The 13,560-nt window shown below is 64.4% G+C and carries 15 protein-coding genes; 11 read left to right on the top strand and 4 right to left on the bottom strand.

Translation table 11 applies throughout. The annotated features are described in order from the left end of the window. Positions 1–92: 92 nt before the first annotated feature. The 4 genes from BH95_RS26320 to BH95_RS26305 all read left to right on the top strand — a co-directional run bounded on the left by BH95_RS26320 (position 93) and on the right by BH95_RS26305 (position 3,669). On the top strand, positions 93–923 hold the full coding sequence (locus BH95_RS26320) for a mycofactocin-coupled SDR family oxidoreductase (RefSeq protein ID WP_037185585.1): 831 nt from the start codon (positions 93–95) through the stop codon (positions 921–923). Continuing rightward, positions 920–1,756, top strand: a complete 837-nt coding sequence (locus BH95_RS26315; protein ID WP_037185029.1) for a mycofactocin-coupled SDR family oxidoreductase — start codon at positions 920–922, stop codon at positions 1,754–1,756. Before BH95_RS26320 ends, BH95_RS26315 begins: the two co-directional genes overlap by 4 nt. Continuing rightward, positions 1,753–2,688 (top strand): AAA family ATPase, encoded by a 936-nt coding sequence (locus BH95_RS26310; RefSeq protein WP_037185026.1) that lies wholly within the window; start codon positions 1,753–1,755, stop codon positions 2,686–2,688. The genes BH95_RS26315 and BH95_RS26310 overlap by 4 nt, the downstream gene beginning before the upstream one ends. Positions 2,689–2,751: 63 nt before the next feature. Continuing rightward, positions 2,752–3,669 (top strand): vWA domain-containing protein, encoded by a 918-nt coding sequence (locus tag BH95_RS26305; protein ID WP_037185023.1) that lies wholly within the window; start codon positions 2,752–2,754, stop codon positions 3,667–3,669. A gap of 18 nt (positions 3,670–3,687) precedes the next feature. Here BH95_RS26305 and BH95_RS26300 read toward each other — a convergent pair whose 3' ends face one another. Further along, a complete protein-coding gene (locus tag BH95_RS26300) occupies positions 3,688–4,299 on the bottom strand; it encodes a TetR/AcrR family transcriptional regulator (protein WP_020111487.1) in 612 nt (203 codons plus the stop codon). 23 nt (positions 4,300–4,322) lie between these two features. Here BH95_RS26300 and BH95_RS26295 point away from each other — a divergent pair, with 23 nt between their 5' ends. Then, on the top strand, positions 4,323–5,171 hold the full coding sequence (locus BH95_RS26295; protein ID WP_196806166.1) for an SDR family NAD(P)-dependent oxidoreductase: 849 nt from the start codon (positions 4,323–4,325) through the stop codon (positions 5,169–5,171). Here the strand turns inward: BH95_RS26295 and BH95_RS26290 are convergent. After that, positions 5,168–6,007 carry a uroporphyrinogen-III synthase gene (locus tag BH95_RS26290; protein WP_019664399.1) on the bottom strand — a complete coding sequence of 280 codons (840 nt, stop codon included), beginning with the start codon at positions 6,005–6,007 and terminating at the stop codon, positions 5,168–5,170. The two genes, BH95_RS26295 and BH95_RS26290, sit on opposite strands and share 4 nt — an antisense overlap. A gap of 78 nt (positions 6,008–6,085) precedes the next feature. Further along, entirely contained in the window at positions 6,086–6,934 is an 849-nt protein-coding gene (locus BH95_RS26285; protein ID WP_037185020.1) for an aldo/keto reductase, read from the bottom strand. A gap of 125 nt (positions 6,935–7,059) precedes the next feature. On the opposite strand from BH95_RS26285, the gene BH95_RS26280 reads away from it, so the two are divergent. From BH95_RS26280 to BH95_RS26255, 6 genes are read left to right on the top strand one after another with little or no spacing between them, the layout of a single operon-like run. Further along, positions 7,060–8,694 carry an ABC-F family ATP-binding cassette domain-containing protein gene (locus tag BH95_RS26280; protein WP_037185017.1) on the top strand — a complete coding sequence of 545 codons (1,635 nt, stop codon included), beginning with the start codon at positions 7,060–7,062 and terminating at the stop codon, positions 8,692–8,694. A gap of 48 nt (positions 8,695–8,742) precedes the next feature. Then, entirely contained in the window at positions 8,743–9,015 is a 273-nt protein-coding gene (locus BH95_RS26275; RefSeq protein ID WP_019664396.1) for a helix-turn-helix transcriptional regulator, read from the top strand. Beyond that, positions 9,012–9,545: a membrane protein gene (locus tag BH95_RS26270; protein WP_033190712.1), complete on the top strand. Its 534-nt coding sequence runs from the start codon at positions 9,012–9,014 to the stop codon at positions 9,543–9,545. The genes BH95_RS26275 and BH95_RS26270 overlap by 4 nt, the downstream gene beginning before the upstream one ends. Positions 9,546–9,566: 21 nt before the next feature. Continuing rightward, a complete protein-coding gene (locus BH95_RS26265; RefSeq protein ID WP_019664394.1) occupies positions 9,567–10,457 on the top strand; it encodes an ABC transporter ATP-binding protein in 891 nt (296 codons plus the stop codon). Next, the gene (locus tag BH95_RS26260; RefSeq protein ID WP_020111492.1) at positions 10,454–11,650 is read left to right on the top strand and encodes an ABC transporter permease; all 1,197 of its coding nucleotides are present in this window, start codon (positions 10,454–10,456) and stop codon (positions 11,648–11,650) included. Before BH95_RS26265 ends, BH95_RS26260 begins: the two co-directional genes overlap by 4 nt. A 47-nt stretch (positions 11,651–11,697) precedes the next feature. Continuing rightward, positions 11,698–13,200, top strand: a complete 1,503-nt coding sequence (locus BH95_RS26255; protein ID WP_037185015.1) for a carboxyl transferase domain-containing protein — start codon at positions 11,698–11,700, stop codon at positions 13,198–13,200. Here the strand turns inward: BH95_RS26255 and BH95_RS26250 are convergent. Further along, positions 13,150–13,539, bottom strand: a complete 390-nt coding sequence (locus BH95_RS26250) for a hypothetical protein (RefSeq protein WP_157773207.1) — start codon at positions 13,537–13,539, stop codon at positions 13,150–13,152. The genes BH95_RS26255 and BH95_RS26250 overlap by 51 nt on opposite strands. Between the last annotated feature and the right edge of the window lie 21 nt (positions 13,540–13,560).

Raw genomic sequence — 13,560 nt, 5'->3', positions numbered from 1 at the left:
TTGGGCGTCCTGCCGCGGAACGTACCGCCTCGGTGCGTGAACGTTCCGCGCTCGCACAGGTTTTCACCGCACACGAACAAGGAAGTTCGCACATGGGAAAGCTCGACGGGAAAGTTGCATTCATCACCGGAGCCGCACGCGGCCAAGGCAGAAGCCACGCGCTGAAACTGGCCCAGGAAGGTGCCGACATCATCGCGATCGACATCTGCGAGCAGGTCGGCTCCGTCGGGTATCCGCTCGCCACCGAGGAGGACCTCGCCGAGACGGTCCGCCAGGTCGAAGCTCTGGATCGACGGATCGTCGCCTCCAAAGCCGATGTCCGTGACACCGACCAGGTCACCAAGGCCGTCGACGACGGCGTCGCCGAACTCGGTCGCCTCGACATCGTTCTCGCGAATGCAGGCATCGCCACGTTCGCACCGCTCGAGGACCTGACGGACGACGTCTGGGACGAGATGATCGCGATCAACCTCACCGGCGTGTTCAAGACCGTCCGCGCCGCCGTGCCGCACCTCAAGGCCGGCGGGAACGGGGGCGCGATCGTGTTGACCAGCTCCACCGCCGGGATCAAGGGCCTGGCCAACCTGGCGCACTACGTCGCTGCCAAACACGGAGTAGTCGGGCTGGTCAAGACATTCGCAAACGAACTGGCACCCTTCGACATTCGCGTGAACTCGGTACACCCCACCTCGGTGAACACGGACATGATCCACAACTCGGAGACGTACAACCTCTTCCTGCCGGACACCCCGAATCCCACGAAGGAAGATGCGGGCGCCGCGTTCAAGACACTCAACGCACTTCCGATCGAGTGGGTCGAACCCGTCGACATCTCCAATGCCATCGCCTTCCTGGTGTCCGACGACGCTCGCTACATCACCGGAGTCCAGTTGCCCGTCGACGCCGGGTCGGTGATCAAGTGACCGGAACACTCGAAGGCAAGGTAGCCTTCATCACCGGAGCTGCCCGCAACCAAGGCCGCAGCCACGCACTCCGGCTCGCCGAGGAAGGCGCGGACATCATCGCCGTCGACATCTGCGGACCCGTCGACACCATCGAAATGTACCCTGGCGCAACGCGTGCCGAACTGGATGACACCGTGAAGCAGGTGGAGGCGCTCGATCGTCGCATCGTCGCCACCCAGGTGGACGTCCGCGACTCGGCGGGCCTGAAGAAGGCCGTCGACGACGGGGTTGCGGAGCTCGGACGCCTCGACATCGCCCTCGGCAACGCCGGCGTCTTCGAGATTTCACCCGCGCTCGACATCACCGACGACGCCTGGCGCACCATGATCGACGTCAACCTCACCGGTGTGTGGAACACGTGCAAGGCGGCGCTCCCCCACATCGTCGCCGGCGGACGCGGTGGATCGATCGTCCTGACCAGCTCGACGGCAGGTCTGAAGGGCACCCCGAACACCGTGCACTACACCGCAACCAAACACGGCGTCGTCGGCATCATGCGAACGCTGGCGAACGAGTTCGGCCAGCACAGTATCCGCGTCAACACCGTTCATCCCACCGGTGTGGACACCGTGATGATTCAGAACCCGAAGACGTGGGGTCTGTTCGCGCCCGACGACCCGAACCCGAGCCGCGAGAAGGCCGAGCCGATCTTCGCGACCACCAACACACTGCCCATCCCGTGGGTCGAACCGATCGACATCTCCAATGCCATCGCCTTCCTGGTCTCCGACGCCGCCCGATACATCACGGGGGCAACCATTCCCGTCGATGCGGGATACACGATCAAATGACGCTACTGACGTCGATCACCGATGTGCGCCGCCGGATCGCGGCGCACATCGTCGGGCGGGATCGTGAACTCGACCTGCTGCTGGCTGCCGTGGCCGCCGGGCGCGATCTGCTGATCGAGGGCCCGCCCGGCACCAGCAAATCCACACTGCTCGGTGCGATCACGGCGGACTGGGGCATCCCGCTGCTGTTCGTCGAAGGCAACGCCGACCTGACGCCGGCTCGAATCGTCGGGCATCACAATCCTTCTCGGGTACTCCGGGAGGATTACAGTGAGGACAACTTCGTACCGGGCCCGCTGGTCGAGGCCATGCGCACCGGCGGTTTCCTGTACGTCGAGGAATTCAATCGTGCGCCCGAGGACACGCTCAACACTCTGCTCACGGCCATGGCCGAACGCAGAATCACCATCCCCCGCGTCGGAACGGTGACCGCACTGCCGTCGTTCCGCGTGGTGGCGTCGATGAACCCGTACGACAACGTCGGTACCACTCGACTCTCCACCAGCGTGCACGACCGGTTGTGCCGCTTGGCCATCGGATACCAGGACGCGGAGGCCGAGCGCGGAATCGTAGCCCTGAGAACCGAATCCGACTCTCTCAGACTGATCGCCGACGCCGTCGCCATCACCCGGGCGACTCGTGAACACGAGGACATCACCCAGGGCAGCAGCGTCCGAGGAGCGATCGATCTGACGCTCGTGGCCTGGCAACTGGCGTCGTTGCGCGAGGTGACGGTCCCTGACGTCACCGACATCGAACCCCCGCGCGACTTACCCGACGACTACCGACAGGTGATGCTCGACGCCGTCTACGTCGCCCTGTCCGGGCGTATCCACGTCGACGATACCGCCGACGCCACGCCGGAAACGATCCTGTACCGGATATGGGAAGACCACTTCATGCTTCAGCCGGCTGCCGCCGCTCCGGGTTGAAGAGCAGTACCGGCGGATTCACCCGTCCGTCGACCGAGTTCGAAAACCTCGGCACTGACGCCGTTGCGCCGCAAACCGAAACAGCTCACCGAATCACCGTCCCTGTTTCGCCCGGGCGCCGGTGGAGTCGTTCTCGTCGCCGACGGCCGCGGTCGGCCTGGACACGCTGCCGGTGAGAACAATCCGTCGGCACCCGGTTTCACCGACGAGTCCGCCGAGATCATCTCGCTGTTCGAGGCAAGCGAGAACACCACCATCGATGCCGCGACGCGGGCCAGAGCCCGAAAGATCGCTGCACGCCTGGCAGTTCGCCGTCCCCGACGCGACGTCCGCGCTCGCCGTGGAATCGGCGAACTGACGTCGCTGCGTTACCGCGACGGCTCCGACGAACTCGACATGGACCGGACGATCGACGTGCTCGCAGCCAACCCGTATCCCGAGGACGACGACATCGTCGTACGCGAGCGGCTGCACACCAAGAGGTCGATCGTTCTCGTCGTCGACATCTCGGGATCGATGAAGGGGGAACGGGTACGTACCGCGGCGGCGACGGTAGGTGCGGTGGCGGGTGAGCTGAACGCGGACGATCTGGCTGTCGTCGCATTCTGGTCCGACGCCGCCGTGCTCGCCCGGTTCGGCGATCCGACGACCCCGCTCGGGATTCTCGACACCGTGCTGAGCATCCCGGCTCGTGGACTGACGAACGTGCAGTTCGCGCTCGAGATTGCGGCGGGACTTCTGCGTACGGTCTCGTCACCCGACAAGCGTGTGCTGCTGCTCTCGGACTGCGTACACAACGCCGGACCCGACCCCCGCTACGTCGCCGCATCGATTCCCCGGCTCGACGTCCTGCTCGACGCCTCCGGTGAACACGACGTCGATCTGGGACGTGATCTCGCGCGCCTCGGTCACGGCCGCATTCGAACAGTGCGCACCTACCGCGACGTCGGACCTGCCCTGACGGCGTTCTTCGACGGCTGACCCCGCGTACCGCCGGACTCATCGAACCGCCCGATACCGCGCCTCCATGGTTGCCACGGCCTCCAGGACCGCACGATCACACTGTTCCGCACTCGGCGACCAGTCCACGAGCAGCAACTTCGGCCAGAACACGAAGTTCGAGATCATTCCGAGAAACTGGGTAGCTGCGAGCTCGGCGTCCTCGACGACGAACCGACCGGACTCGTTCGTGGTGTCGAACCACGCTCTGACCGAATCGAAGTACGGCATCTTTCCGAGGTCGAACTGCGTGCGTCCGAGCTCCGGAAATCGCGGCACCTCCGCTATGACGATCCTGAACAGGGCCACCATTTCGGGTCGACCGAGAAGTTCGACGTATCGGCGTCCGAGCCCGACCAGATCGACGTCACTGGGCAGGTCTTCGCTGCCTCCCGGTGTCCACGATTCGCGCACGATTGCTTCGAACAACGTCGCCTTGGTCGGAAACTGTTTGAACAAGGTGGCTTTCGAAACGCCGGAAGCGTCCGCGATTTTCGCCAGCGAAGTCCGATCGTAGCCGGATTTCAGGAACAGGTCGGTGGCCGCTCGAACGATGGCAGCTCGCTTTTCCTCGGCGATTCCGCGGTGATAATCCGACGGTCGTGTTGGCATCTCTGCATTCTGCACGAGGTGAGGTGAGTCGCTTGACTCACCTCACCTCTCTGATCTACGTTCGCATGGTGAGTCAATCGACTCACCACTTCGAGCAGGAGGCATTCATGGGTGAATTCGACGGCATCACAGTGTTGATCACAGGAGGAGCAGGCGGACAGGGACAGAGCCACGCGCGGGCGTATCACGCAGCCGGTGCGAACGTGGTGGCGGCAGGACGGTCGGACGCCGTCGACGACGTGGCCGAGGAACTCGGTGAGCGGGCCGTCGCCGTTCGCTTGGACGTCACTCGCCCACAGGAGTGGGCGTCGGCAATCGACGTCGCGGAGTCCCGGTTCGGACCTGTGTCGATTCTTGTCAACAACGCGGGTATCCAGAACCCGGCGGCAACCATCGAGGACACCGACCCCGCCGCATGGAACCGAATCCTCGACGTGAACCTCACCGGTCAATTTCTGGGGATCAAGGCGGTGACACCCTCGATGAGACGTGGGGGCGGCGGAGTCATCGTCAACATCGCATCGACGATGGCGCACGGAGGAACTGCGATGTACGCACCGTACGTCGCCGGCAAGTGGGCTCTCTTGGGTTTGACGAAATCTGCGGCCCTCGAGTTGGGGCGAGACAACATCAGAGTCAATTCGGTCAGTCCTGGCGTGATCGAAACCCCGTTCGTCACGCATCCCACCGCACCGGGAGAGCGACCCATAACGGACTTCTATTCACCTGAGCCCTTTGCGATTCCGCGACTCGGACGTCCCGAGGACATCACCGAGGCACTCCTGTATCTCACCTCACCGAGGGCGTCGTTCGCCACCGGCTCCGACCTCGCCGTCGACGGCGGCATGCTGCTCGGCCCCGCGTTGCGCTAGCTCTTCTCGCCCAGCTCGTCCACCACGTACTTGGCCAGCGAACCCAACCTCGCTCGGTCGGGCATACGCGTCGGAACACCCAGAGCGTCGAGCGGCGCCGAGGTGACCGGACCGACGCAGATGGCGGCGACGGGACCCGAAAGGGCAGTGAGGAATTCGTCGAGCATGCCGTTGTCCTTGGCTGTCGACAACATCGAGGCCACCGCAGGCGCGCTGGTGAAGGTGACGGCGTCGACCTCGTGGTTCAAGATCGTGGCCAGCAGATCGATCAACGGCTGCTGATCCACAGGCCGGATCCAGCGGTAGACACCGATGGCGCGAACGGAGGCGCCGAGTTGTTCGAGCGATTCGCTCAGATGAATCGTCGGCTCCCATTCGGTGATGGTGCCGTGAAGCTGCACTGCGACATCCACGCCCGCGATCCCCTCGGACTCGAGGTGATCGGCTACTTCCTGCGACGCCTCGGTGGCCGGGGACCAGACTTCGCGGAGTCCGGCGCCGCGAATCGCGCCGCGCGCCTTGGGTCCTCGCGCAATGATGCGGGAATTCCCCAGAGCGCTCAGCAGCGCATCACGGGAATCCCAGGTCTCCGCGGCGTCGAGCCAACCGCGGAAACCGATACCGGTACTGATCACGACCAGCTCCGGCGGATGCGCGATGATGCCTTCGGTCTTCTCCCGCAGATTGGAATCGTCGACGAGGGGAAGTACGTGAATCGCGGGAACGTGCACGGTACGGGCGCCCCGGCGCTCGAGAAGAGTCGCGAACTCGTCGGCCCGACGCTCGGCCGTCAGCGCGATCGTTTTCCCCGTCAACGGTGCCATGCCGCTCAGCATAAGCGCCGAGGGCCGGCCCACCTACACACGCGCGGACGCAGACCCTGGGGTCTGCGTCCGCGCGTGAGTGAAGAGAAATCAGGACGAGAACTTGTCCGGATCCGGGCCGGTACGGCCGTCAGCAGAGTCGAGTGCGTTGATCTGCTGGATCTCGTCGTTCGACAGCTCGAAGCCGAACACGTCGAAGTTGCTCGCGATGCGCTCGGGAGTGACCGACTTGGGGATCACGACGTTGCCGAGCTGGATGTGCCAACGCAGAATGACCTGCGCCGGGGTGACGCTGTGAGCGTCGGCGATCGGCTTCAGGGCGGGCTCCTCGAGAACCGTGCCGGAGCCGAGCGGGCTCCAGGCCTCGGTCGCGATGCCGTACTTGGTGTGGAAAGCCCGCAGTTCCTCCTGGATGAGGCGCGGGTGAAGCTCGATCTGGTTGATCGACGGCGTCTCGCCCACGGCGTCGGCCAGCTTCTCCAGCGTCGGGATCGTGAAGTTCGAGACGCCGATGGACCCGACACGTCCGTCGGCCTTCAGCTTCTGGAACGCCTTGAACGTATCGATGTACTTGTCGCGGTCCAGCTGCTGCCAATGGATGAGGTACAGGTCCAGGTACTCGAGGCCGAGGCGCTCCAGACTGGCGTCGAAGGCCTTCAGCGTGGAGTCGTAACCCTGGTCGTCGTTCCACAGCTTGGTGGTGACGAACAGCTCGTCGCGCGCGATGCCGGACTCTGCGATCGCCTTACCGGTACCGGTCTCGTTCTCGTAGACCTTGGCGGTGTCGATGCTGCGGTAGCCGACCTTCAGAGCCTCGGCTACCGCGTCGTGCGCGCCGTCGTCCGGGACCTGCCACACGCCGAAGCCGAGCTGCGGAATCGCATGTCCGTCGTTGAGGGTGATCGTCGGGACAGTGCTTGTCTGCGGTGAAAACGTCATACAAGTGCCAACTCGCGGCTGGCTTCATGTGTTCCCGGGCAGGAGTGGAGCCTGCGGAATGACCGGGTTGTGCAGGAGTGGAGCCTGCGGAATGACCGGGTTGTGCAGGGGGAATACTGATACACGTGACTGCCACGCTCCGTATCGACGACCTTGCTGCTTTCCACGGTGACCGCACGCTGTTTTCCGGCCTCGATCTCACCGTGACCGAAGGCGATGTCATCGGTCTCGTCGGAGCCAACGGTGCAGGTAAATCGACGTTGCTCACGCTTCTGGCCGGCGTCGGAACCGCCGATTCCGAGGGTGAGATCTACACGAGCCCGCCCGACGCCACCGTCGGATATCTCGCGCAGGAACCCGAACGTATCGCCGATGAAACCATCGTGGAGTTCGTCGGACGACGAACCGGCGTCACGGCCGCTGAGCAGGCGATGAACGATGCAGCCGAAGCCCTCGGCGACGACGACGGTGAGGATCGTTACACTCCCGCGTTGGAGCGATGGCTTGCCCTCGGCGGCGCCGATCTCGCCGAGCGAACGGCGAAGATGCTCGCCGACCTCGGTCTCGATGTCGACGGAAGCGCACTCATGACGTCGCTGTCCGGTGGCCAGGCTGCCCGGGCAGGGCTCGCCGCCATTCTGCTGGCCAGGTACGACATTCTGCTGCTCGACGAGCCGACCAACGACCTCGACCTGGCCGGCCTCGAGCAGTTGGAACGGTTCGTGGTCGAAACGCGAGCAGCGATCGTCGTCGTCAGCCACGACCGTGAGTTCCTGGCCAGGACGGTCACCGGCATCGTCGAGTTGGATCGCGCGCAACACCGCATCGACGTGTACGACGGGGGTTACGAGTCCTACCTCGCCGAGCGAGAGATCGCCCGTCAGCACGCGCGGGAGAAGTACGACGAATTCGCCGACACCAAGGCCTCGCTCGAATCTCGTGCGCAGATGCAGCGCAACTGGATGGAATCCGGTGTCCGCAATGCACGCCGCAAGGCGACCGACAACGACAAGATCAGCCGCAAGACTCGGGCGGAGTCCACCGAGAAGCAGGCCGCGAAAGCCCGTCAGACGCAGCGGCGCATCGAACGGCTCGAGGTGGTCGAAGAGCCCCGCAAGGAGTGGGAGCTGCGCATGGAGATCGCAGCTGCACCCCGAAGCGGGACCGTCGTGTCGGTGCTGAGCGGTGCTGTCGTCCGTCGGACAGGTTTCACGTTCGGACCCGTCACCACGCAGATCGAATTCGGTGACAGAGTCTTGATCACGGGCGAGAACGGCTCGGGCAAGACCACATTGCTGTCCGTTCTGCTCGGAAAACTCGTTCCCGACGACGGGACGGCGTCCCTGGGTTCCGGCGTCGCGATCGGCGAAATCGATCAGGCTCGTGGGCTGTTCACCGGGACAGCGACCGTATCGGACTCGCTGAGCGCAGCAGTCCCCGACTGGCCCGACGCCGATGTGCGGACCCTCCTGGCGAAATTCGGCCTACGCGGCGACGATCCCCTCCGGCCTGCAGGCTCCCTGTCCCCCGGTGAACGCACCCGCGCGGCCTTGGCCCTGCTGCAGGCGCGCGGCGTCAACCTTCTGGTGCTCGACGAGCCGACGAACCACTTGGACCTTCCGGCCATCGAGCAGTTGGAACGGGCGATGGAGAACTTCGAGGGCACGCTCCTGCTGGTCACCCACGACCGCCGCATGCTGGGCACCGTCCGGGCGACCCGTCGGTGGACCATGACGTCGGGGCAACTCACCGAGGCCTGACGTTATCCATGGTTGACAGATCGTTGGGTTTATACAACACTTTGTTCCATGAGCCCCGTCAAGCGTGGGAACACGCTCCCGATCTTCAACCGGGTGGGAGTTCTGCGGGCCGAACGAAAGATGAGCCGCGCGCAACTCGCCGAACTCATCGAAGTCAACCCGCAGACAGTGGGCGCCCTCGAGCGGGGCGACCACTATCCGAGCCTCGACCTGGCACTGCGCATCTGTGAAGTATTCGACCTTCCCGTCGAAGCAGTGTTCTCACGCAAGGAACTCGGTCCACTCTCCGCCGAACTGTTCAGAAGGGAGAACGACAAGTGACCACCCCCGACTCGAACATTCTGACGCGCTACCAGGACTACCGCACACGCAGGTTTCTCGAGAACGACGCGAAGACTCGGCACATGCTGCCGAAGTGGCGAACCCAGAAGCGCCGTCGAATCCTTGCGGTTGCAGTAATTTCCACCCTCGTCGCGCTTCTCGCCATCGCTGTTGCATCGCTGTTCTGGAAGTGGGCACCCATCCTGTGGGTCGCCGGCACCGTCGCCTTCCTCGTGCTGTGGACGATGCTGCAAACCGCCTCCGGCCGCCACAGCGATGCACCCGTGGGCGCACTCGACGAATGGGAAGTACAGCAGCGCAACGAGGCTCGGTCGATCGGCTTGACCGTCACCCAGGGCCTCGTCATGGTCTCGGTGTTCACGCTGATCATCCTCGCCACCGGATACGAGAACGAGCGACTCGCCTACGCAGGCGCGTTGTGGACACTCGTCAGCCTGATGGCCGGAATCTGCTCCCCGGCAATGATTCTCGCCTGGATCACTCCCGACCTCGACCCGGAAGACCTCTGAGAAACGAGAAGAAAGGGCACCATGAGCACCCTTACGATCGACAACATCTCCAAGAGATACGGCGACAAGATCGCCCTCGACTCCCTGAAGTTCGACGTACACCCCGGTGAACTCTTCGGCTTCGTCGGCAGCAACGGCGCAGGCAAGACCACCACCATGCGCATCACCCTCGGCGTACTGTCCGCCGACTCCGGGCAGGTCCTGCTCGGCGGCAAACCCGTCGACCTCGATGTCCGCCGCACCATCGGCTACATGCCGGAGGAACGCGGCCTCTATCCCAAGATGAAGGTCGGCCCGCAGCTCGCGTATCTGGCCGAACTGCACGGCCTTTCACCGTCGGACGCCAAGTCGGCCGTAGGCACGTGGACCGAACGACTCGGTATCTCGGAACGACTGAACGACACCGTCGACGCACTCAGCCTGGGCAACCAGCAGCGCGTTCAGCTCGCCGCGGCACTCGTGCACGACCCCGCGGTTCTGGTACTGGACGAGCCGTTCTCCGGTCTCGACCCGGTTGCCGTCGACGTCATGAGCGACGTACTCCGCGAGAAAGCGTCGTCCGGAGTCCCGGTGATCTTCTCCAGCCACCAGTTGGATCTCGTGCAACGACTGTGCGACCGAGTCGGCATCATCGCCGCCGGATCCATGAAAGCCGTCGGCACCGTCGACGAACTCCGCGGATCAGGTGATGCGCAACTCGAAGTACACGCACCGAACGCCCAGCCCGGCTGGGCCGACGGCATCGCAGGCGCCCGTGCCGTCAGTCACAGCGCCGGCCGGACGCTCCTCTCGATCGCACCGGGAACCGACGACCAGGCCATCCTTCGTGCCGCCCTCGCCACCGGACCCGTACACGAATTCTCCTTCCACAAACCGTCGTTGAGCGACCTGTTCCGAGAGGCAGTGGCATGAGCACCCAAGTATCTTCGAGCCGGGCAATCGGCCTGATCGCCAAGCGCGAGTTCACCGTTCAGGTGATGAAGAAAAGCTTCGTCATCTCCAACGTCATCATTCTCGCCGTCATCATCGGCGGCATCATCGCGTACTCCATCTTCGCGGGCGGAGACGACGAAGACCGCGACGTCGTCGGCATCGTCGGCGACCAACAGATCGCGGCCGTCATCACCGCCACCGGAGACGCCGTCGGCAGCCCCGTCGACATCCGCGAGATCGCCGACGCCGACGCAGCTCGATCGGACGTCGAATCCGGCGACGTCGCAGTAGCTCTCGTACCGGCGGGATCCGGCGCCTACACCGCGATCACCGATTCCGAGCTCACCGGAGCACTGCGAGCCGTCGTCGAAGGCAGTGTCCAATCGCAGGCCACCGACGCCGCGCTGGCGCAGCAAGGCGTCGACCGGGACGCCGTCGCAACCGCCGTCGCGAACGCAACGGTCACGGTCGAAGCTATCGACCCGCCGGATCCCGAAGCAGGACAAAGAGTTGCGCTGTCTCTGGCTGCCGTGTTCATCCTGTACGCCCAGATCATCGGCTTCGGAATGTACGTTGCCATGGGCGTCGTCGAAGAGAAGTCCTCGCGCGTCGTCGAACTGCTGCTCTCCACCGTCAGGCCGCTTCAGTTGCTGTGGGGCAAGATCCTCGGCATCGGAGCCGTCGGAATCCTGCAACTCGCCCTCTACGGTGCGGCAGGTGTGGGCGCCGGACTTGCAACGGGCACACTCACCATCACCGGAACCGCGATCAGCGTCTTCGCCGGCACCCTCGGCTGGTTCGTGCTCGGCTTCGCCTTCTTCGCGGTCCTGTACGCAGCCGGTGGATCGATGGTCTCGAGGCAAGAAGACGTCAATTCGACGACGATGCCGCTCCTGTTGCTGATCATGGCAATGTTCTTCGCGGCGTTCTACTCGGTCGGCGACCCGGAGAGCACACTCAGCAACGTTCTCAGCTGGATTCCGCCGTTCTCCGCCGTCATGATGCCGCTCCGTATCGCAGCAGGCGTCGCGCCGGTCTACCAGATCATCGGAACCGCCCTCATCATGGCGGCCACCACCGCGGCACTCGCCGTCGTCGCCGCCAAGATCTACCAGCGGTCCATTCTGCGCATCGGCAAGACCGTCACGTGGAAGGAAGCATTCGCCCGTTAGGATCCGGGAGTGGAGCCTGCAGGAACGACCCGATTAGGCTCTGATTCATGACAACACGGACGTCCGCCGCCGAGATACTCGATGCAGTTCTCGACGGCGGATCGTTCGTGTCGTGGGATCGTGCGCCGATCGACGTCTCCCCCGGCCCGAAGTATGCCGCCGACTTGGCGAAAGCCCGAGACAAGAGCGGCGTCGACGAGTCCGTTCTCACCGGACAGGGACTGGTCGACGGCAGGCCGGTGGCCATCATTGCGTGCGAGTTCGCTTTCCTGGCCGGGTCGATCGGCGTGGCGGCCGCCGAACGAATCGCCACTGCCATCGAGCGCGCCACCGCGGAGAACCTCCCGCTGATCGCGTCGCCCACGTCGGGTGGGACTCGCATGCAGGAGGGCACCCTCGCGTTCGTACAGATGGTGAAGATCGCGGGTGCGGTGACCTTGCACAAACAAGCCGGCCTGCCGTACCTGGTGTATCTCCGCAATCCGACGACCGGGGGCGTCTTCGCATCCTGGGGATCACTCGCTCACGTCACGTTCGCCGAGCCCGGTGCGCTCATCGGATTTCTCGGCCCGCGCGTCTATCAAGCTTTGTACGACAAGCCCTTTCCCGAAGGCATACAGACCGCCGAGAACCTCTACCACCATGGCGTCATCGACGGTGTGGTTCCCGTGGACAGCCTCCGACACCTCATGGTCCGCGCGCTCCGCGTCGTCAGCCACGACGGCGAGACAGCCCACCACCTCGACCCGGCTCCCACCGTCGGCGACATCCCTGATCGTTCCGCGTGGCATTCCGTGGAATCCTCACGTCGCCCCGATCGGCCGGGCGTGCGGGAACTCCTCGAACATGCAGCCAGCGAACAGGTTCCGCTCAGCGGCACCGGCCAAGGCGAGTCGGACACGACGATCCTGTTGTCGTTGTGCAAATTCCGAGGAATCTCCTGTGTGGTCTTCGGCAACGACCGAAGCAGCCACAGCATCACCGCGACGATGGGACCCGGCGCGCTGCGTCAGGCTCGGCGTGGAATGAAACTGGCCGAGGAGCTCCGCATTCCTCTGGTCCTCGTCATCGACACGTTCGGCGCAGCACTGTCCAAGGAAGCGGAAGAAGGCGGGATCGCACCCGAGATCGCCCGATGCATCAGCGATCTCGTGACCGTCGACACCCCGACGGTGTCGGTTCTCCTCGGCCAGGGAACAGGCGGCGGCGCCCTCGCCCTGCTGCCCGCCGACCGCACCTTGTGCGCACAGAACGCCTGGCTCGCACCGCTTCCTCCGGAAGGCGCCAGCGCCATCGTTCACCGCGACACAGCACATGCGTCGGACATGGCCGAGGCACAGGGCATTCGGTCCGTGGACCTGCTCCGCGACGGCATCGTCGACGCCATCGTCCCCGAACATCCCGATGCAGCAGAGGAACCCGTCGATTTCTCGATCCGCATCGCCGGAGCCATCGCACGAGAACTGCGCAACATCAGCTCCGACGACGACCGCGTGTCCTCACGCCTCGCCCGGTACCGACGCCTGGGTCTCGGGAATCACGGCCAGTAGGTCACCGGCCCGCACATCCGACGGAAGCTCCACCTTGGCGTCGCCCATCGCGAAGAACTGCCGACCCACCACCGAATGACGGTTGGCGATATCGGCGACCTCCACGCACCCGAGCACGGCATCGACACGCACGATCCCGGCAATCACCGACCGCACCCGCGTCACCACCACACAACCCAACCGCGCCGGCGTGCCCTCGCAATCAGCAAAATCGTCGACGAACACCCCGTCGACCATCAATCGCCCATCACGAAAACCCGTGCCCGACGGCCACAACTCCGAATCGAATCGTGGTCGGCCTGCATTACGAAGAGACGGCAGCATCTCGAAAAGAGTCACATCAGCGAGTCTCCATCCGCC

Source organism: Rhodococcoides fascians A44A (assembly GCF_000760735.1).
Classification (GTDB): domain Bacteria; phylum Actinomycetota; class Actinomycetes; order Mycobacteriales; family Mycobacteriaceae; genus Rhodococcoides; species Rhodococcoides fascians_E.
The sequence above is the reverse complement of the archived record's forward strand: the minus strand, read 5'-3'. Positions and strand labels throughout refer to the sequence as shown.